We start from the raw sequence: 21380 nt of genomic DNA, 5'->3' as shown, positions 1-21380 counted from the left end.
GACTACTGCTATGACTCTTTATAAGAAGGGTGATAAGTACGGTGCTGATAAGAGCGATATTAACTATACTATAGCTCAGATTGGTGCTGGCTTGTTAGCTCAGGTGCAGAATGATCTTACTCCTGCTCAGGGTGATTCTGTAGTTGATACTGGTACTGTTGGTACTATTGCTTATCCTAAGACTATTGAAGCTGGTGAGAATACTGTTACAGTTACTCTTACTTATAAGAGCGATGTAACTGATGATGTTGTTACGACTATGGCTGGTCTTGGCGATTTTAAGACTTTTGAAGCTACACTGAAGCAGCAGAAGAAGAAGATTAGTCCTGCTCAAAAAGCTTTGTTTGACGCTCAAAGAGCGAAGGTTGAAGAAGCAATATCTAAAGATAAGGCTAAGAAGGATGCGCTTATTGCTGAGGCTGAGCGTTTTGGCTTGCCAAAGAGTGTTGTTGATGCTTTGAAGGATTATGCTAAGTCTAAGGAGTCTGCTGCTGTAGCAAAGCTTCTTGAGCAGGGTAAGAAGAATGCTAGGGAAGAGTTAGCTAAGAAGGCTGAGAAGGAAGGTTTCACTTTCGTTGCTAAGCTGATTCGTAATTCCAAGAAGTCTACTTTGACTGCATTGAAGGCTTTGCTTGCTGAGGCTGAGCGTGAAAAAAGAAATATTAACAATGGCGTAGCTCCTGCAGTTAATAATGTGCCTGAGTATAATGGTGCTGACTTGTTCAAGGGCTTGACTTATGAGCAAGCTAAGGCTTTGTACGAGGAAATGAACGCTAATGCAGAAGCTGCTAAGAAGACTGCTAAGGATGGCAAGCTTGATGCTGATACTGTAAAGCTTCTTGCTCAAGCTAAGGCTGCTTTCCAGAAGATTGTTAAGGCTGAGATTGAGAAGATTGCCAAGCAAGCTGAGAAGGAAGGTTTCACTTTCGTTGCTAAGCTGATTCGTAAGGCTAAGACTGTTGAGGGTGCTCGCGCTTTGCTTGCTGAAGCTGAAAAGAGCAAGAAGCTTACTCCAAAGCCTATTAATCCTTTGACTCCTGTTCCAAGTCAGCCTAGCGGTAATGGCGCTGGTACTGGCAACGGCGCTGGAAATGCTGCTGGTAATACTAATGACAATAAGACAACGAAGAATGCAACGAAGAATGCTGCGAATGTTGCTGCTCCATTGGCTAAGACCGGTGCTGCTGTAGCTTTGGTTGCTGTTGTTGCTTCTGTGCTTGCTGGTGTGGGTGCTGCTCTTCGCAAGATTCGCCACTAAGCTTTTAATGCACAAAAGTGCATGATTGCTTAACTATTTGTGAGCGTGCTGTATGCGAATACGGCATGCTCACTTTTTAATATTGAGTTTAGTATTATGTCTGTTTGCTGATTATCCATAGTTTGTTCTGTATTGAGTTCTAAACATTCTCTTATACTGCTAATAGTTTGTTTATTACAACAAAACGCCTTTATTTAGTGTTTTTTCTTTAAAATACTTTCTATTTGTGAAAAATTGGTGTACCCTGTGTTATTGTAATTTAGATTGGTATATTCCGAGTTGGTGTATTCCGGGTTGGTTTATTCCAGTTTTAATATTGGTATCTGGCTTCTGCGTGTTAGCCCTAACTTTTGCGCGGGGATCAGATAAAAGAGATTGAAGGTCTAATATGTTAAAGAAGAAGACCATTGCAGCTTTCGCTGCAGCTGCTACTTTGCTTGCAGGTTGTGCTTTTGCTGCTCCAGCAATGGCTGATGATGAAATCGATACTCATGTTCTTGAGTACGGTACTCCAGATCCATTGAACGGTGAGAATTTGTATCCAGAGACTCATGAGGCTCCTGCTAATCCTAAGGGTTACAATGACCCTACCCAGGTTCCTGATATGAATCACTGCTACAAGAACGCTTTGGGCACTGTAGTTTGCGAGCCTGCTACAAAGACTTTGTACAACAGAGCTCTTACCAGCAATTTCCATGAGAATGATAAGAAGCCAGCCCCAGCTGCTCCAGCTCCAGCTGCTCCAGCTAAGGCTAAGCTTCCTAAGACCGGTGCTGCGGTAGCTGTGATTGCTGTCGTTGCTTCTGCTCTTGCCGGCATGGGTACTGCTCTTCGCAAGATTCGTCACTAAATTAGTGCTGTAAGTATAAATAATATATTATTATTGTTTGTGCTTGCTTTATTCTTGCATTTAGCGTGTGATGTAAAACCTTTGGTTTTGCGTCGCACGTTTTTTGTTTGTAAAGTTAGACTTAATGTGAATCGCGAATTCTACCAATTGTTATAGCTGTTTGCAGCACATAAGCGGCGCGCGGATCCGTAGCATCCCATCCTGTAGTTTGCGCAACTTTACGTAAACGGTAACGAACAGTATTCGGATGCACATTAAGTTCGTGTGCTGTTTGGTCAAGAGCTCCACCAAAGCGCAAGAACATGTCAATAGTTTCCAAAGTCGGATCGTCATGACTGTAAGGAGCCAAACTTTGATACACCTTGTTGTAAAGAGTATCAAAAGCTGTGGCATCGCCAATGAGCGCTCGCTCTGGAAGCAAATCATCCGTGTGAATGATTTGCGGCAAATGCTTTACTGCTGGAGCAACAGCAATCGCGGCAAGAGTAGCAGTAAGAGCGGAAGAAATCTGCTCAACGCCTTCAACCATGCTACTAACACAAATCGTCTTATGAGAATTCTCAAAAACTTTGCACAGCTTCTCTAAAGCTTGATCGCTAGGATTTTCGCGTACAGCAAGCAGAATAATATGAGAAGGTGCTGCAAAAGTAGAAGAATTTTTCGTAGATGCTGATATCAGTGCTTGCGTTTTTTGCCAAGCTCCCGTAATGCGCTGCAAAGCACTACTTTGTGTGCGCTCAACTATTGCATCATATGCATTGCAACTGCTAAGCTGTGGCCAAATATTTCGGCGCAAAGTGTCAGTGTTATCAGGTGGAATATCTGGTGCTGGCTTGCGATTTGGTCCGTCATCTGGCTTAATTGCAGTGCCGAAAGTTCCTGCAATAACAATAACTTTTGGCGAATCTGACCATTGAAGCAAATGCATGAAAGCGTCAATACGAGCATCTGCAATACCATTCATTAAGCACGTGGCAATAATCGAGTGTAATTGCAAGCGCATCGCCGCGTCAAAAACTTGGCCATCACGATTGTCGAAAATTCTAAGCGGTTCCGAGCTAGTTGATTTTTGCGCGCTGGGCAATGGAGTAAAACTCGGTGAATTATTACCTTTAGTATTTTCAGAAGATTGACTTGAATGACTCAAACGACTTTGATTTGATGAAAGACGATGCCACAAGTGGTGCTTGTGCTTTTCTTCGTTTTCTTGCTCTGCTTTAGATTGCTTTGCTTTAGAAGAGCTTTCTTGATCATTTGATACAGCGTTTACTTGCGTTTTGTTTAACTGTTGATTTTCAAGAGAATTGGCAATATTAGAATCTTCCGCGTGCTTTTCTGCTGCCTGTACGCTTGCTAATATCGAAAGAAAATCGCTACTAAGTAAGCTGTTTCCTGCAAGTTTATCTTCATAATTTTCTTCGGACATAATAGAAGAAGCAGCGCTGCTATCTTGCGCAAACTGAGGTGTATTCTTCTCGTCCATCTTATGCCTTTGATCCTAACATTCTCTACTATTATAGCGCGATTGAGTAAAAGTATCTCGCCAAAAAGTAAGTGCTACAAAGCAGAAAACAAAAGCTAACGGTAGCATGTGTCGCTCAAAATTATTAGCTGGAGCAAGAATCATAACTCCAACCAGCAAGGCAAGTGGAATATGCCATAACAATGTGCGCCAACGGCGAAGAATAATTTCTGCAACTCCAATAAGTAGTGTAAAAATAACGAAAGTATTTCCGTGAATTGGCCAACTTAAAACAGGAATATCACTAAACGTGCTAATGTCTTCTGCAAATTTAGTTCGCCACTTAGGATTCCAATATTTAATCCAATCAGATTTGTGTATGCTGTCAGTGTCTATGTAGTATTCTGGCCCAACATACGGGCGGTCAAAAATATCAAAGTATCCGTAAGTCTTTGCAAGAAAAGCGTCAGTTGCCACAAATGGACTATGCGTAATCATTTGCCACCAAGCGAAATCTAATTTACGAATATTGTCTTTAGTAACGTATCGCCAACGATAACTCACTTTTTTAGATTGCAATCCGGAAGATTTCACAGGGTCTGCGTCATAAGGTTTGTATGCTTCTGCAGTTTGATCCAGATTAAAAATTGGTGCAATAATGCGCTTTGCACTACGCGGTATGCTATGCGGATCGAGCTTAGCTATACGTGCAATTTGTTGTAACTGAATGCCGCGACTCTCAATAGGATCGCCGCTAATAATAGCACCGCTCGAAATAAGCATAATTAACGAGCCGTGAATTACAACGATTGGAAGCAAAATTCCGCAAACCCACAAACGCCAGCGTTTGCGCTCAAAAATAATTAAAAGCACGAATTGAACAACCAGAATATACCAGGCGTATTTTGCAGCAATAAGCATTACACACACTGAAATAATTAATTCCAAAACAGTGTGAAGTCTAGGCTTTTGCGCACTCGGCTTTGTGCTAGGTGTATTTTTAGTGTCCTTCGCATGATAGCAATTAGTTAACTCGTAATTTATGCCAAACCACCAAACAAAAGCGAACGCAAAAAGCGGAGATTTTGTAAGCGCAATAGTTGAGCACAACACAAGCGGGTTAAGTAAAAACATAAGCAGAATAACGAATCTTGCAAAAGTTGTTGTGCTGCAATTTGTTGAGCTAGATTCTGCGTTAAGCCAAGGTTTGTTTAAGAAGCGGTGTGCTGTTGCAGAAACGCACCATGCTGCAAATGCAAATTGTGCAAAGGCAAGAAGTGCAATTCCAGCGTCGTTTGAGTCGGTAAAGTATCTGGAGACTGCTGTTGTTGCGCCATAAATAACAGTTAGAACAATGTTGTGCTGATCTGTTAAATAAGTTGGGTGAGTTGGCCACAAGTAGTGCGCAGTTGGGTAAATATCCATTGGGACAAAGCTAAAGAAGCCGATATAAGGCTGGTCTAAGCCTGTAATTTTATTCCAAGTCCAACTGTACTCACGAATTTGCGAGCATATATCTGCACCGTATGCGGCAAGTAACGTAGCTGGAACCCAAATCCAGCCCACGAAAAAAGTAAGAAGTAGGTTTCTTCTGTTGCGAGTGGAGTGGTTAATGAACCATTTAGCGCAATTAAAAAATAGTTTTGCAGATTTTAAAAGAAAATGCGAAATATTGCGGAAAATAGCGTGTTTAGTAGTAAATTTTTGTAATTTTGACTGTTTTTTATTTTCACTATTTTTTCTTAACGCAATTGACTTTATTAATTTCATAAAACGTTGATATTTAGGCAAAAACTTTTTATTTTTACCGTAGTAAATAAGCACAGTCAGTATTAATGCGTATATTATGAAGGCAGCAACGAAAATAAAAGCATTAACCAACGAAAAATCAGCGATTGATCCTAAATGAACTTTAATATCTTGACTGCGGAAAATTGGCCCCAGGCTAGTGCAAAAAGCAAGTATAAAGCATAACAAAGCAGCAAGAGTGTAATCTAAAAAACGTGCTACAACAGCACGCAATGTGCGCGGCTTCTTGTACTGCTTTTTGCGACGTATGCGCTCCATGTGTTAACACCTGCTTAATTGATGCCTAGCTATTTTGGTTGCTATTGCGCGCAAAACATGCAATTACGCGCGCAAAAATATAATCTGATGTAAATTATACATATGACTATTTTTTCTTCGCAAAGTGTGGCATTGATGCCGCAGACATCAGAAGTAGCAGATTTGGTAAAATATTTCGCAATTACAGATTCTACGCAAAATATTGCGCGAGAAATGATACAAAAAGGCGAAATAATCGCGCGAGATGACGGAAAGCCAGCAATAGTTGCGATTGTGGCAGACGAGCAAACAGCAGGAAGAGGACGATTAGGGCGCGCGTGGGTAAGCCGACCGGGAGAAAGCTTTTTAGTTTCATTCGTAACTTTGCTGCCGAAGTCAATTGTTATGGACGCAAGTCACAATGGCTGGCTGCCTATTATTGCAGGTCTTGCAGCGCGTGACGCACTTCTAGAAACGTTTAAAGAGTGCGGAAGTTCGCCGATACACGGTGATGCTTGCGCGATAAAACTTAAATGGCCTAACGACGTGTTTTTGCACGATTGTAAAGAAGGCGGAATCTTAACAGAAATTGTAGCCGATCCAAGCAAAGACAATGTTGTTGGAGTAATTTTTGGAATCGGATTGAATTTGTGCGTGCCGCAAGAAGTGCTGCCAATTAAGATGGCAACTTCGTTGCAAATGCATATGACTGATTTGCCGGAATCTAAAGAATTGCGTGATACGATTGCTGCAAAAATAGTTACTGGATTGAGGACGAGATTGTGCGATTTTATGCGTGATTATCCAAGTAACGCTGCCGATTTGCTTAAAGAGGTAAATGGTGTGTGTTGGACTCTTGGACGCGAAGTTAACGTGCATCCAATTGACGGAAGCGTGGTGACAGGAACTGCTGTGCGGCTTGGAGAAGATGCGTCGCTTACAATTCGTGAGGCATCTGGCGAGGAAATTGTGGTAAAAAGCGGCGATGTGCACGCAGTTGCGTATGAAGCGCGACGACCTGCTTGAGCGCTGCGATTTAGCGCGCGAAAGCAATTCGGAGCGCCGAGCTTGCTCAGGGTTGAAAGCACGGTGTGCTTTCAACGCAAGCGAGGTCTGCCTGCGTCAATAAAGACGCAGGCAGGGCAGGTTAGTGTAGTTGTGCTTTAGAAACTAGGTTGTGACTAGTGTGCGCTGACGACCTGCTTGAGCGCTGCGATTTAGCGCGCGAAAGCAATTCGGAGCGCCGAGCTTGCTCAGACGGAAAGTCCAGTGGACTTTCCGTGCAAGCTCAGCAGCGAGCGCTTAAAGCGCAAGCGTCAGCTGTTTGCTAGTTATCTCAGTCAAAGAGCAAGTGCGCGGCAATCTTATACAAAACGGCATTCCCTTTACAGTCGTGTAAAGGAAATGCCGTTTTTCTGCAATATAACGTTTCCGCTACGCGCGCTTTTTGTTAAGTGCGTTGTACAAGCCGGAGCAAGCCGCGCTCGCAACAAAAGCCTTAATCAAATCGCCAATCATGAAAATAATCAAGGTTGCGGCGGCAGTTGAAAGTGGCATGCCAGTTAGGTAGCTTTGACCGAAAATGCCGAATGCGTAAATCACGATCGTGCCGATTATAGAAGCTACAGAGTAAGTGCAGAAGCGTGCGAAAGTCTTCTTGAAGGAGTTTTCTGGCATCATTGCGTCAAGAGCTACGTCAAATACGCGCTTCAAAGCTGCAGTTGCAGCAACGCCAAATATGAAACCGGCTAAGAATCCTGCAGTAGGGCCAACAAAAACAGCCCAGCCGCCCTTAAAGCCAGCAAATACAGGCAAACCTGCTGCGCCAACAGCAAGGTACATAACTACAGAAGCTACGCCTTCGCGCCAGCTCAAAGTTAAACCAATAATGCACAAAACAAGAGTTTGCAACGTAATAGGCACAGGAGTAATAGGAAGATAAATTGCGCCTGCCATGGTAGAAAGAGCCAAAAGCACAGTGAGAAGCGCTGGCTTTGCAAGCCATGCTGCAGCTACTTTCAACTTATTTGCAACGTTTGAATTTGCTGAAGCTGTTGCTGCATTATTTTGATTTATGTTAGTCATGAAAACCTTCTTTTGGTTATTTCCGGTTTGCCGTTTGCAGCTAATAGGTTGTCAATTAAACGGTTTTGCCGGTTGTTTTCCGTTTCGCTAATCACATTACGTGCCTAAAAAATCATGTGCATTGGAGAAGTGTACAAAATTTTGCTCTAGCTTTTGTGTATGTCGACTCATCCGTAAACGCAACTTTTCTAATATCTTGTAACGTATGGTTACGAATATCAAAAAAATTCTCATCGCAAACCGCGGTGAAATTGCCTTGCGAGTTATTCGCACGGCTCACGAAATGGGCATTTCTACCGTTGCTATTTACGCACCTACTGATCGCAACGCGCAGTTTGTAGAAATGGCAGACGAAGCGTACGCACTTTCCGGAGACACGTATCGTGATACTTATTTAAACGAAGATGCGATTCTTGACATTATTAAAAGAAGCGGCACGGATGCTGTGCACCCGGGTTACGGTTTCCTTTCGGAAGTTGCGTCTTTTGCGAAAAAAGTTAACGATGCTGGGGTTATTTGGATTGGTCCTCGCCCGGAAGCTCTTATTGATTTGGGAGATAAGATTACGGCTCGTCGCGTGGCAGTTCGCGCGAAAGTGCCGCCAGTTCCAGGCATTTCGGAGCCGGTAAAAGATATTCGAGAACTTTTAACTTTTGCGCAAACGCACGGATATCCTGTGATGATGAAGCGCACGGATGGCGGTGGCGGACGCGGCATTACAGTCGTTCGTAACGATGACGAGTTGCGAGGCTTTTACATGAATCACGACGCTCTTCAGGGCGGCGACTTAGATGAATATTTTATTGAGCGTTTTATCGACAAGGCTCGCCACGTTGAAACGCAGTGCGGCCGCGACGCTCACGGAAATTTCACCGTATATTCCACGCGCGATTGCTCGGTGCAGCGCCGAAACCAAAAGCTGGTTGAGGAAGCTCCTGCACCGTTCTTGACCGACGATGAAAAAGATCAGCTTTACCGATATTCTCGTAACCTATTTGAAGCTGTTGACTACGTTGGTCTTGGCACGTGCGAATATATGGTGACTTCTCAGCATAAAGTCTACTTCTTGGAAGTTAATCCGCGATTGCAAGTTGAGCACACGGTTAGTGAGGAAGTTAGTGGACTTGATTTAGTGCGAGAACAGCTCAATATTGCTGACGGCGGCGAGTTGATTAAGGATCCAGAACCTCGCGGACACAGCTTCGAGCTTCGCATTACTTCGGAAGATCCTGCTACGAATTTGACTCCAAGTTCCGGCACTTTAACGAAAATAAAGTGGCCTTCCGGTCCTGGTATTCGCGTCGATTTTGGTGTTGAAGTTGGCGATAATATTTCGCCAAAATTCGATTCGATGATGGGCAAGCTTATTATTACTGCGCAAAGTCGCGAAACTGCTGTCGCTCGCGTGCGTCGCGCTTTGAAGGAACTTTGTATTGAGGGCGTGCCAACTCCAGCAAAACTTTTTGAGCAGATTTTTAACGACCCTGAGTTTACTGCGGAAAATCACAGTTTTGACGTGTCTACTAAGTGGATGGAACGCAAGTATTTGAACCGAGTTCCTGCAGCTTCCTTGGGCGGTCAGCCGGCTTCGCTTGTTTCTGGAAAGTCTGCGGATGAATCCGAAAATAAGCAGCCTGCAATGGAATCCTTCATTATTGAGGTTGATAATAAGCGCGTAAAGCTTACGATTCCGCAAGATATTGTTGATAATTTGACTGGCTCGGCGCGAGTTCGTAGCGTTTCTAGAGCTTCGCAGCCTTTGCGCGGACGTTCGCTTCGCGGAAGTACTCACAAATCTGAAGAACAAAAGCAGATTCCTGGCGTAATTGCAGCGCCTATGCAAGCTGTTATTACGCGCGTGAATGTGGCTGAAGGCCAGCAGGTTGCCAAGGGTGATTTGCTTGTGGTGCTTGAGTCTATGAAAATGGAAAATTACGTTTACGCTCCTGCAGCTGGTACTGTTACTGGAATTTTTGTGGGGCCTGGTGACGGCGTGGAATCGGGCGCAAAGCTTGTGACGATTGATCTTGCTGGAGACAAAAGCGCAGATAAAGGCGCAGAAAAATCTTCCGAAAAAAGCGATGAAAAGCTGGAAGGAGAGCAGAAATGAGCGCTTTAGTAAAAGAAAAGTCTGAAATCTCTGAAACTTCAGCGAAAACAGTTAATAACTCTTCTGTTAATAGCTCTGCTGACGATACAAACTTGCAGCCTCGTCGCGGAAAAGCTGCAGTTCAGCACGCAGCACAACTTGCTCGTGACGCAGAACAAAAAGCTTTAGAACGTCAGCACGCAAAAGGAAAGTCAACTGCAAGAGAGCGTCTCGACTTGCTTTTTGATACCGGATCGTTCGTGGAAATCGGACGTTTTAACGGCGGTGACATAAATAACGACGTTGCTGGATGTGCTGTAATCACCGGATTTGGCGAAGTTTATGGCAGAAAAGTTGCAGTTTATGCACAAGACTTTTCTGTGCGCGGCGGAACTTTAGGTAAAGCTGAAGGCGAGAAAATCTGCCATCTTTTAGATATGGCTGTTGAGCTTCGTGTGCCAGTTGTTGCTGTAATTGATTCCGGCGGCGCTCGCATTCAGGAAGGCGTGAGTGCGCTTATGCAATACGGGCGTATCTTCAAAAAAACTTGTGAAGCAAGCGGCTTAATTCCGCAAATCTCAATTATTCTGGGTCCTTGCGCTGGTGGTGCAGTTTATTGCCCTGCGTTAACAGATTTGATTATTATGACTCGCGAGCACTCAAACATGTTTGTAACCGGTCCGGATGTTGTTAAAGCTGCAACCGGCGAGGCTATTAGCATGGACGATTTGGGCGGCGGTCTTGTGCATAACGCAACTTCCGGTGTCGCTCACTATTTGGGAGAGGATGAAGCTGACGCAATTGACTACGCGCGCACAGTTTTGGCTTATTTGCCATCTAGCTGTGAGGTAGAGCCTCCAACTTTTGCCTACGCTGCAACGCGCGCGGATCGCGAAACTGCGCGCGAGTTGGCGAATATTGTGCCAGATAACGACCGTCAGCCTTACGATGTGCTCGACGTGATTCGCAGAATTGTTGATTATGGTGAGTTCGTGCAAGTGCAGGAATTGTATGCTGCTTCTGCAGTGGTTGGTTTTGCTTGCATTGAGGGTCATCCTGTTGGAATCGTAGCAAATCAGCCGAAGGTGAACGCTGGTATTTTGGATGTAAATTCTTCCGAAAAAGTCGCGCGATTTGTGCGATTGTGCGATGCGTTTAATTTGCCTGTGGTGACTCTAGTAGATACTCCTGGTTATAAGCCTGGTTCAGATCAAGAGCACGCAGGAATTATTCGCCGAGGTGCGAAAGTGATTTATGCGTACGCGAACGCGCAAGTTCCACTGGTTACGGTGATTTTGCGCAAAGCTTTCGGTGGAGCTTATATCGTTATGGGTTCCAAGTCGATGGGTGCGGACGTAAATTACGCGTGGCCAACCAGCCAGATTGCGGTTTTGGGTGCGCAAGGTGCTGTGAATATTATTCATCGTAAAGATTTGCAAAAAGCTAAAGAGCGTGGACAAGACGTTGCAGCTCTTAGAAAGCAGCTGGTTGACGAGTATGAGGCGACTACTGTTAACGCAAATCTTTCGTTGGAAACTGGGCAGATTGACGCAATGATTGACCCGGAGCAGACTCGCGATATGATTGCTGGCTCATTGAAGCTTTTGCGCAGTAAAAAGCGGGTTTCCAGAACTGGAAAGCATCACGGAAATCAGCCAATGTAAGCAGATTTATAAAAATTATAGGAATTATCAAACTTATAACTAAAAACTATAGAACTACAGAATTTATAAACCTTACAAAACTTACAGAATTTATAAAACTTATCCAAATCAACGAGAAGGAAACATCATGACAACATACTTTTTTGACCAACTCGCTAATAATCCGCACGCACTCGTGTTTGCAGGTCAGTCAACTCCGTGGGTTGAAGCTTTGCGCGAGCTTAGTTCAGACGAAGAATTAAACGCAGAACTTTACGAGTACGAAGCAGGCGCAAAAGCTTTGCTATCGCCAATTTATTCTGAGCTTTTAGCAAATGCAGGCGGCGACATAAACGTGTTTGACGCGCTAGAAAATAAGCATATGAACGCTGCAAACGCGCTTCTTAGTGTGCCTGGAATTACGCTTGCACAGTTCGGTGCAGTGCGCGACTTAACAAATCTTGGATACAACTTTGAAGTAAACAAGCCGTGCGCAGTTTTGGGTCATTCTCAAGGCGTAATCGCAGCAGAAATGGTAAAAGCTCGCATAAAAGCAAAGTCTTGGCAGAAGGCTCGTGCTCAAATCGAAGAGTTACTCGCAATTGCCTACTTAATTGGAGCTGCAGGAGATCGTGAATCTCGAATGCTTGAAATTACTGGTGACGGCGAGCACACGCCAATGCTGTCGCTTAAAGGAGTTACTAAAAAGCAGGCAGAAGCGTTAATTTCCCGCGTAGAGCGCACGCGCGGTGAAGTGTCAATTGCTGTTAAAAACGCTTACAATCACGTGGTTATTGCAGGATACCCGGAAGATATGGAAGCTGTTGCAAACGAAGCGCAAAAAGAAACAAAGCGTTCGAAAAAATTGCGCGAAATGAAAGTTCGCGGTGGAGCTGTATTTGCGCCAGTTGCTGAATATTTGGATGTTACAGTGCCATTCCATTCGCCAATGCTTCAATCTGCAGTTGAGCAGGTAGTAGAGTGGGCAAATGAGGCTGGTTTGAACACTACAGTTGCTCGCGAATTGGCTGATGCAGTGCTTGTAACTCCTGTTGATTGGGCTACGCAAATTGGCGAAGTTTTGGAGCAAAACGACGCGCGCTCGCTTTGGATTTTAGACATGGGTCCTAGCGAAGTTCTCGGAAAGCTTACTGGAGTACTTGTGCAAGGAACCGGCGCTGGAATAGTAGAGGCTGCTACCTTGCGCTCGCGTGCAGAGCTTTCGACAGCTGACTCTGCTTCTGAGCCAGAGCGTACGGGCTGCTGGGCTGATTTTGCGCCTCGAGTAATCAACACGCCTGCAGGACGCAAAGTACTTACTAAATTTAGCAAGCTTACAGGCAAAGCTCCTGTGCTTCTTGCAGGAATGACACCAACGACAGTAGAGCCGGAAATCGTTGCTGCAGCAGCAAATGCAGGCTACTGGGCTGAGCTTGCTGGCGGCGGTCAAGTAACTGCAGAAGTTTTTGATCGTCATATGAAGTCGCTTGAAAATCAGCTTCGTGAAGGCGCAACTATTGAATTTAACGCCATGTTTATGGATCGCTACCTGTGGAATTTGCAATTTGGTTCGAAGCGAATCGTGCCAAAAAAGAGGCAGTCGGGAGCTCCTATTGATGGTGTAGTTATTTCTGCAGGCATTCCAGAACTTGACGAAGCCAAGGAATTAGTAGCATCCTTGCAAGCTGATGGATTCCCTTACGTAACGTTTAAGCCTGGAACAGTTGATCAAATTCGTCAAGTTGTGCGAATTGCTAAGGCTGTTGCTCCAGCAACGATTATTGTGCAGGTTGAGGGCGGTGCTGCAGGCGGTCACCATTCGTGGGAATCTCTTGATGATTTGCTTATGACAACTTACGCGCAAGTGCGTGAGTGCGAAAATTTGGTGCTTGTTGCAGGTGGTGGTATTGGTACTCCTGAGCGTGCTGCAGACTACATTTCTGGTGAATGGGCGAGTGAATACGGTTTGCCAAATATGCCAGTTGATGCTGTAATGATTGGCACAGCTGCAATGACAGCAAAAGAAGCGCATACAAGCCCTGAAGTAAAGCGTATGCTTGTGGAAACTCCGGGTATTGCGATGCCAAAATCTTCTAGCATTGAAGGTTTTGATGAGGATCCGTTCGCGCCAATGGGTGAGCGTTGGGTGCCTTCTGGCAAAGTGATTGGCGGTGTGACGAGTGGTTTAAGCCATTTGCACGCAGATATTTACGAGTTAGAAAACGCTTCTGCTCGCTGCGGTAGATTGCTCGTTCATATGATGAAACATCCTGAAGAGCTTGAATCACGTCGCGATGAAGTAATCGAAGCGCTTAACTCTACTGCAAAGCCATATTTTGGTGACGTAGAAAGCATGACTTACTTGCAATTTGCTCAACGTTTCCTAGATTTGGCATACCCTTGGGTGGATCCGACTTACGCAGATCGCTACATGCATTTGTTACAGCGTATTGAAGCGCGTTTAATTAATCAAGATTCAGGCGAATTTACTTCTATTCTGCCTTCTATTGAAGAAGTTTCTAAGCACCCTCAAGCTGCTTTATATACGCTGATTGATGCGTTGCCTCAAGCTCGCGAGATGAACGTTGTGCCAATGGATGCCGCTTGGTTCCCAACTTTGGTGCGCGAATACCCTAAGCCAATGCCATTCGTGCCAGTTATTGACAACGATTTGTTGCGTTGGTGGGGTCAAGATCAGCTTTGGCAGTCGGAAGATTCGCGTTACTCGGCAGATGCTGTGCGCGTAATTCCAGGACCGATTTCCGTGGCTGGAATTACGACTATGGATGAGCCGATTGCCGATATTCTGGGACGTTTTGAAGCAGCTGTGCTCAATCGTGCAGAATCTGGAGCTGAAACTGGAGTAGAAGCAGAAAATAAGGAAAATGCGGCGAGCAAGTCTTCAAAATCTGCTTTTAGTCAGATTGCTGATGCTAAAAACGTTGAAGCTTACGTGCGCGCATGCCCGAATATTTCTTGGGTTGGTCATGTAACTGCAAACCCTGCTTACGGAACGTCTTTAGGAGACGAAAATTACGTAATTACAGTAACTTCTAGTAATAATGACGTAATTTCGCTTGATTTAGATATTAAGCTAGATACATTCTGGGATAATCAAGAAAATCAGGAAGCAAAACACTCCACAAAAAACGCTGCAAACTCACCAAAACGCAAGCATGCAGTACGAGATATTGTAATTCCGCTAACTGTTGACGCAAGTCAAGCTGGAAGCATACCAGTAGTTGACCGCGAGCGCTTGCCAAAGCACGTGTACGAAATGCTTGCAGCAACCGCAGGTATTGGAAATACAGCGATTACTGGCGATGTGCTTGACGCTATGCCTAAGGTTGAAACAGTAAAAGAAGATGGCAGTTTGGCAAAATTGCCGGAAGATTTGCTCGCAGAAGGTTATAGAGATTTCCCGTTTGGATTGGTTCATTCTTCCTATACTTTCTCAAGAAATCTTGGAATTGATCACGAGTCTGCTACTGCTGGAAGACTTCCAGATGGATTGCTTGCTTCTCGCATTGTGCCAGACGCGTTAGTAGGTCCTGCTTGGCCGACTATTTACTCGGCTTTGGGTTCCGTAATGGTTGATGGATACCCGATTATTGAGGGTCTGCTTAACGCTGTTCACTTAGATCATTTAGTAGAGCTTGACGTCGATGCTGAAGACTTTAAAAAGTATGTCGACAAGCGAATTAATTTGCTCGGCTGGGCTGAGCCGTATGCAGAATCTGCTTCCGGACGCGTGGTAACTATTCACGTAGTGCATACTGCTGCAGATGGAACTCGTTTGGCTCATGAAACTGAGCGTTTTGCTATTCGTGGACGAAGCTTCAGCAACGCGCTTCCTGCTCCAGCTGCGCAATATGGCGAAGCTGCAGGATTGCACGGATATGAAATTGAAGACACTCCTCGCAGAGCTTTGCGCAGAGTAGTCGTTCGCGCTCCTCACGATATGACCGCTTTCGCGCGTACTTCTGGAGATTTCAACCCAATTCACACTTCTAAACGAGGTGCTGCAATTTCCGGTCTTTCTGCTCCTTTGGTACACGGTATGTGGCTTTCTGCAACAGCTCAGCATGTGGCTCAAGCGGTTGATGAAAAAGGTGCTCGCTACGAGCTCATTGGCTGGTCCTACAACATGTACGGCATGGTTCAGCTTGATGACGAAGTAGAAATCACAGTTGAGCGCGTTGGTAAAGTTCGTCGCGGTGGACTTGCTTTGGAAGTTACATGCCGAGTTGATGGGCAAATCGTGTCTAAAGCAAGCGCACTTACTCGCGCTCCACGTGCAGCATTCGTATATCCAGGTCAGGGTATCCAAAAGCAAGGAATGTCGCTGGATGAGCGCGCAAAGTCGCCTGCAGTGCGCGATACTTGGGAGCGAGCAGACAAGCTTACTCGCGAAAAGCTTGGATTCTCAATCCTCGCAGTCGTGCGCGATAATCCAAAGGAGCTTACTGCTCACGGCGTAACTTATCACCATCCTGAAGGATTGCTTAATTTAACGCAATTTACGCAAGTTGCGCTCGCAACAGTTGCCTTTGCGCAAACCGCGCGTTTGCGTGAAGCGGGATGCGATATTTGGCCTGCTTACTTTGCTGGTCACTCGCTTGGAGAATACAATGCTTTGAGCTCCTTCGCGCAAATTATTCCACTCGAAACTGTGCTTGAATTGGTGTTCCACCGCGGATCTACAATGCATCACTTGATTGAGCGCGATGCGCAAGGTCGCTCGAACTACCGCATGGGTGCGCTTCGACCAAACCAGTTTGGAGTGTCAGACGAAGGTGTGAACGCTTACGTTGATGGCATTTCCAAGGCTACTGGCGAATTCTTGCAAATTGTAAACTACAACTTGGCAGGTCAGCAGTACGCAATTGCTGGAACTATTAAAGGCTTGAAGGCATTGGCGGCAGACGCTTCTAAGCGCGCTAAGGAGTATGGCGGCAAGCCTCCATTCATGTTTGTTCCAGGAATTGACGTGCCGTTCCACTCTCGAATTCTTCGAAAGGGTGTGCCGGAATTCCGCGACAAGCTCGATTCGCTGCTGCCGAAGCATATTGATTACTCTGTGCTTGTAGATCGTTACATTCCAAACCTCGTGGCTTGCCCGTTTGAGCTTACGCGAGAATTTGCGCAAAAGATTTTGGATGTTGTGCCATCTGAGCGCATTGAAGCAGCTTTGGAAGATGAAACTACGTGGAAATCTTATGCAGAGGATGAGCAGAAGCTTGGTAGATTGCTTCTTACGGAGCTTCTTTCATGGCAGTTCGCTTCTCCAGTTCGCTGGATTGAAACGCAGGCTCTTATGTTTGCCGATCGCGCTCGCGGTGGTCTTGGCGTTGAAGAGTACGTTGAAGTTGGTTTAGGAAACGCGCCAACTTTGGCAAATCTTGGTGCTAAAACTCTTGCTTTGCCGGAGTTTAGTGGCGAAAAAGTGACTGTTTACAACGTTGGTCGTGATGAAGGCCGCGTTTATATGACTGACACTGATTCGCTTGTGCCTGAAGTGTTTACTGAGGAAGATAGTCAAGAAGCAAGTAGCATTGCTGATGCGACTGCTGCTCCTGCAGCTCCTGCAGCAAATGTTGCCTCTGCTGCTCCTGCGGCTTCTGCTCCTGCAGCTAATGCAGCAGCAAGCGGACCTGTAGCAGACTTGCCATTCAAAGCATCCGACGCAATCTCAATGCTTATTGCGTATAGTGCAAAAATTCGCCTCGACCAAATCGGAGACACTGACACAACTGATACTCTTACAAACGGCGTATCTTCACGCAGAAACCAGCTTCTTATGGATATTAGTTCCGAGCTTGGCGTGGCAAGCGTGGATGGTGCTGCAGAAGCTCCAATGAGTGCGTTGCGAAAGCTTGTGGATTCGGTTGCTCCTCGCTATAAAGCTTTTGGTGCTGTGCTTTCCGATATTGTGCGCGAACGTTTGCGTGCGCTTTTCGGTGCAGCCGGTGTGAAACCAGCGCAAATTGACAAGCGAATCTCTGAAGTCTGGCAGCTTGGCGAAGGCTGGCGTGCGCACGTTCTTGCGGCTTTGGTTTTGCAAACGCGTGAAGGTGCTAGCGTGCGCGGTGAAAATCTTGCGCAACTTTCAACTGATCCTGCAAAGAATACTGCTGCAGCTGACGCTTTAATCGATGCAGCAATTGCGCAAGTTGCTCAAGCTCACGGCGTTAGCGTTTCTCAGCCTGGTGCTGCTGGCGGTGCAGGCGGTGCTGTTGTTGATTCTGCAGCTCTTGACGCTTTCGCTCAGCAGGTTGTTGGCGCAGATGGCGTACTTGCTGCAACTGCTAAGTTTGTGCTAGCAAAGCTTGGTGTTGAGGCTCCTAAAGCAGAAACTGAAAGTGACGAAAATGCTGCTGTTGTAGCTGCTGTTGAAACTGAGCTTGGTGCGGATTGGCCAAAGCAAGTTGCTCCTCGATTTGATGAGCGTAAAGCAATTCTTTTCGACGACCGCTGGGCCTCTGCTCGTGAAGACGTTGCTCGCTTGTACTACAAGTATGCTGGAAAGAATGTTGATATTCAGGTAAATGAAGTTTCTGAAATCTTAAATGATTTTGGTAGTTTCCTTGGTGCAGGGGAAGCAGTAGCTTCGGAAGCTGAGTGGTTTGCAAGTCTTTCTAAATCTCGCGAATTAAACAATCTTGCAACAATATTTAATGATATTGCTCACGATTCTCGCACTAAACTTGCGCAAAACAACGCTGATACTGCTCAAGCGACTCGTTTTGCAGGAGAAGTTGCAGTAGTTACAGGTGTTGCTCCTAATTCGATTGCTGCTCGCGTAGTAACGGGCTTGCTTAAGGGTGGAGCTACGGTTATCGCAACTTCGCACAGTTTCAAGCCGAGCGTTAAGTCTTGGGCGAAGAAAGCGTATCGCGAAAACGCTCAAATGGGCGCAAAGTTGTGGCTTGTTCCAGCAAACTTGTCTAGCTACCGCGATGTTGACGCGCTTGTAAAGTGGGTTAGCACAGTTTCGAAGAAAGTTAGCGGCGCAACTACTACTATTTTGAAGCCTGCTTACGAGCCGAGCATGTTCTTCCCGTTTGCAGCGCCTCCAGTTCACGGCACTTTGGCTGATTCTGGTTCGCTTTTTGAATCGCAATCGCGCTTAATGCTGTGGGGAGTGGAGCGTGCAATCGCCGGATTTGCGCAAATTGGAGCAGATACGGATGTGCAACATCGTATGCACGTTGTGTTACCTGGCTCTCCAAACCGCGGTATGTTTGGCGGCGATGGTGCTTATGGCGAAGTCAAGAGTGCTTTCGACGCGATTGTGAACCGTGCACATGCAGAAAGTGTGTGGTCGGATCGCGTGACTTTTGCGCATCCTAAGATTGGATGGGTGCGTGGAACCGGCTTAATGGGTGGAAATGATCCGCTTGTGGCTGTAGTTGAACGTCATGGTTTAACTACCTACTCAACGCAAGAAATGGCAGATCGTTTGCTCGATTTGTGCACGAAGGAAGCGCGCGAACAGGCTGCAATTGCGCCTTTGGATGTTGATTTTACGGGTGGATTAGGCAAGGAGCCTCTTGATTTGAATGCTCTTCGTGCAGAAGCGCTGGAAGATCAGAAGCGTGCTGAAGCTGCGGAAGAAGCGGCGGAAGCTGTAGAAGAAGCTGCAGAAGAAGCTGCAGAAGAAGCTGCAGAATCAACTGCTAAATCAACCAACAAAGCACTTCCTACCCCTTACGTGCCAACTCAGCCGCGAGTCAACTTGGCTGATTGGAAGAACGTAACAGCGCGTCCAGAAGACGAAATTGTGATCGTCTCAGTCGGCGAGCTTGGACCGTGGGGTTCCGGACGTACTCGTTTCGAAGCAGAACTTGGAATTCGCGAAGATGGATCCGTGGAGCTTTCTGCAGGAGCAGTACTGGAATTGGCTTGGAATATGGGCTTGCTTACTTGGCAAGATTCGCCAAAGCCAGGCTGGTACGATGCGGACGGCACGCTTGTTCCAGAAGAAGATATTGCAGAGAAATATCGCGATGAAGTAGTTGCGCGCTCCGGTATTCGACCATTCGAAACCGGTATGGGCGGCGACTACAAGGATGGAGCGAACGAAGAAGAAGCAGAAATCTTCCTCGATCACGACGTGAGTTTCAGCGTTCCAACAGAAACAATTGCGCGCGAATATGTGGCACTTGACGAATCGCATACTGAGATTGCTCGTGATGCAGAATCTGGCGAATGGACTGTTACGCGCAAGGCGGGTTCTATGATTCGCGTGCCGCGTAGGGCTGCAATGACCAGAACCGTCGGTGGACAATTCCCTAAGGGCTTCGATCCGCTGAAGTGGGGAATTCCAGCTTCGATGGTTGGAAGTGTTGACACGATTGCGTTGTGGAATATTGTCACAACTGTAGATGCTTATATTTCTGCTGGTTTCACACCTTCGGAGATTTTGCAATCTGTGCATCCGTCAATGGTTGCTTCCACGCAAGGAACCGGTTTCGGTGGCATGAGCTCAATGCGAAAACTGTACTTGGATCGCTTCCTTAACCACGAAATTCCTACGGACGTACTGCAAGAGGCGCTTCCAAACGTTGTTGCAGCTCACGTAATGCAAACCTATATCGGCGGCTACGGAAATATGGTTCAGCCGGTGTCTGCATGCGCAACTGCAGCTGTTTCGCTCGAAGAAGGCGTCGACAAGATTGCTCTCGGCAAAGCTGACTTCGTAGTAACTGGCGCAATTGACGATATCGGCGTGGAATCCGTAGTTGGCTTCGGCAATATGAACGCAACTGCCAATAGCGAAGAAATGTATGCGAAGGGCATCGATCCACGATTCTTCTCTCGCGCAAACGATCGCAGACGCGGCGGCTTCCTTGAAGCTCAAGGCGGCGGTACGATTTTGGTTACGCGTGGCGATATTGCTTTGAAGCTTGGCTTGCCTGTTGCTGGTGTGGTTGGTTTCATTCACTCCTACGCTGACGGCATTCACACTTCTATTCCTGCTCCGGGCTTGGGTGCTTTGGCTGCGGGCATGGGTGGAGCTAAGTCTAAGCTCGTGCGTGATTTGGCAGCTCTCGGCGTTACTCCGGACGATATTGCTGTGGTTTCTAAGCACGATACGTCTACGAATGCCAACGATCCGAACGAATCCGAGCTGCACAATACTCTTGCGCACGCAATCGGACGTACGGACGGAAATCCACTGTTCGTAATCAGCCAAAAGACGCTGACCGGACATGCAAAGGGCGGTGCGTGCATCTTCCAAATCAACGGTTTGACTCAACTGTTTAGAAGTGGCGTAATTCCTGGAAACGCATCACTTGACTGCGTGGATCCTAAGCTTGCGCGTGACGACCACATGGTTTGGTTGCGTGAACCGATGCGTATTGGCGATGGTGCAGGTTCTTGTGCAGTGAAGGCTGCTCTCGCAACTTCGCTCGGTTTCGGTCATGTTAGCGGATTTGTGGCATTAGTTCACCCTGGTGCTTTTGAGGCTGCTGTGGCTGCTAGTGCAGGTGTTGATGCGCTTAAGAATTGGCGTACCAAGGCAAATGCGCGTTTGGCTGCAGGTCAGAGGCGATTTGAGGAAGGCATGATGGGTCGATCTGCTTTGTTCGAGCCTGTTGAGAATCGTCACTTGCTGAAGGATGGCACGCGCCTTCCGGATGGTACTCGCTACGACGGTCACGAAGCGGAAAAGGCGATGTTGCTTAATCCTGAAGCTCGCCTTAACGCTAACGGATACTACTGCTGAGTCTAAGTAGTTGCAAATGTAAAGAAAAGGTCGGATTTTAGCTTAAATCCGACCTAAATTTTACAGGCGTGTAAAATAAAGGTCGTTTTTTAGGCGAAATCCGGCAGAAACTTTACGTCCGTGTAAAATAAAGGTCGTTTTTTAGGCGAGATCCGGCAGAAACTTTACACCGTTGTGCACTTCGCGCGCTGCGCTTTGAGCACTACAGTATGTC

At 46.3% G+C, this 21380-nt stretch carries 9 protein-coding genes; 6 read left to right on the top strand and 3 right to left on the bottom strand.

The window, feature by feature from the left end; translation table 11 throughout:
* The first annotated feature begins 10 nt into the window (after nt 1-10).
* Together DOD25_RS04570 and DOD25_RS04565 are read left to right on the top strand one after the other, a co-directional pair.
* Nucleotides 11-1258, top strand: coding sequence for a hypothetical protein (locus DOD25_RS04570; protein ID WP_234025936.1), 1248 nt, complete (start codon nt 11-13; stop codon nt 1256-1258).
* Between the two features lie 388 nt (nt 1259-1646).
* Nucleotides 1647-2108 carry a hypothetical protein gene (locus DOD25_RS04565; protein ID WP_004118594.1) on the top strand — a complete coding sequence of 154 codons (462 nt, stop codon included), beginning with the start codon at nt 1647-1649 and terminating at the stop codon, nt 2106-2108.
* Nucleotides 2109-2229: 121 nt separating this feature from the next.
* Here the strand turns inward: DOD25_RS04565 and DOD25_RS04560 are convergent, their stop codons facing one another.
* Together DOD25_RS04560 and DOD25_RS04555 are read right to left on the bottom strand one after the other, a co-directional pair.
* On the bottom strand, nt 2230-3591 hold the full coding sequence (locus DOD25_RS04560; RefSeq protein ID WP_004118597.1) for a helix-turn-helix domain-containing protein: 1362 nt from the start codon (nt 3589-3591) through the stop codon (nt 2230-2232).
* A gap of 15 nt (nt 3592-3606) precedes the next feature.
* Entirely contained in the window at nt 3607-5637 is a 2031-nt protein-coding gene (locus DOD25_RS04555) for a DUF6020 family protein (RefSeq protein WP_064340527.1), read from the bottom strand.
* A 102-nt stretch (nt 5638-5739) separates the two neighbouring features.
* Between DOD25_RS04555 and DOD25_RS04550 the strand changes: the two genes are divergently transcribed.
* Nucleotides 5740-6642 carry a biotin--[acetyl-CoA-carboxylase] ligase gene (locus DOD25_RS04550; RefSeq protein WP_112928807.1) on the top strand — a complete coding sequence of 301 codons (903 nt, stop codon included), beginning with the start codon at nt 5740-5742 and terminating at the stop codon, nt 6640-6642.
* Nucleotides 6643-7050: 408 nt separating this feature from the next.
* Here DOD25_RS04550 and DOD25_RS04545 read toward each other — a convergent pair whose 3' ends face one another.
* Nucleotides 7051-7701 (bottom strand): biotin transporter BioY, encoded by a 651-nt coding sequence (locus DOD25_RS04545; protein ID WP_112928806.1) that lies wholly within the window; start codon nt 7699-7701, stop codon nt 7051-7053.
* Nucleotides 7702-7906: 205 nt separating this feature from the next.
* Between DOD25_RS04545 and DOD25_RS04540 the strand changes: the two genes are divergently transcribed.
* The 3 genes from DOD25_RS04540 to DOD25_RS04530 all read left to right on the top strand — a co-directional run bounded on the left by DOD25_RS04540 (nt 7907) and on the right by DOD25_RS04530 (nt 21166).
* Nucleotides 7907-9811 carry an ATP-binding protein gene (locus DOD25_RS04540; protein ID WP_112928805.1) on the top strand — a complete coding sequence of 635 codons (1905 nt, stop codon included), beginning with the start codon at nt 7907-7909 and terminating at the stop codon, nt 9809-9811.
* The gene (locus DOD25_RS04535) at nt 9808-11454 is read left to right on the top strand and encodes an acyl-CoA carboxylase subunit beta (RefSeq protein ID WP_112928804.1); all 1647 of its coding nucleotides are present in this window, start codon (nt 9808-9810) and stop codon (nt 11452-11454) included. The genes DOD25_RS04540 and DOD25_RS04535 overlap by 4 nt, the downstream gene beginning before the upstream one ends.
* Nucleotides 11455-11581: 127 nt before the next feature.
* Nucleotides 11582-21166: a type I polyketide synthase gene (locus DOD25_RS04530; RefSeq protein ID WP_112928803.1), complete on the top strand. Its 9585-nt coding sequence runs from the start codon at nt 11582-11584 to the stop codon at nt 21164-21166.
* The last annotated feature ends 214 nt before the right edge of the window (nt 21167-21380 follow it).

Origin of the sequence: Gardnerella leopoldii (assembly GCF_003293675.1) — a bacterium.
Taxonomy (GTDB): domain Bacteria; phylum Actinomycetota; class Actinomycetes; order Actinomycetales; family Bifidobacteriaceae; genus Bifidobacterium; species Bifidobacterium leopoldii.
The sequence above is the reverse complement of the archived record's forward strand: the minus strand, read 5'-3'. Positions and strand labels throughout refer to the sequence as shown.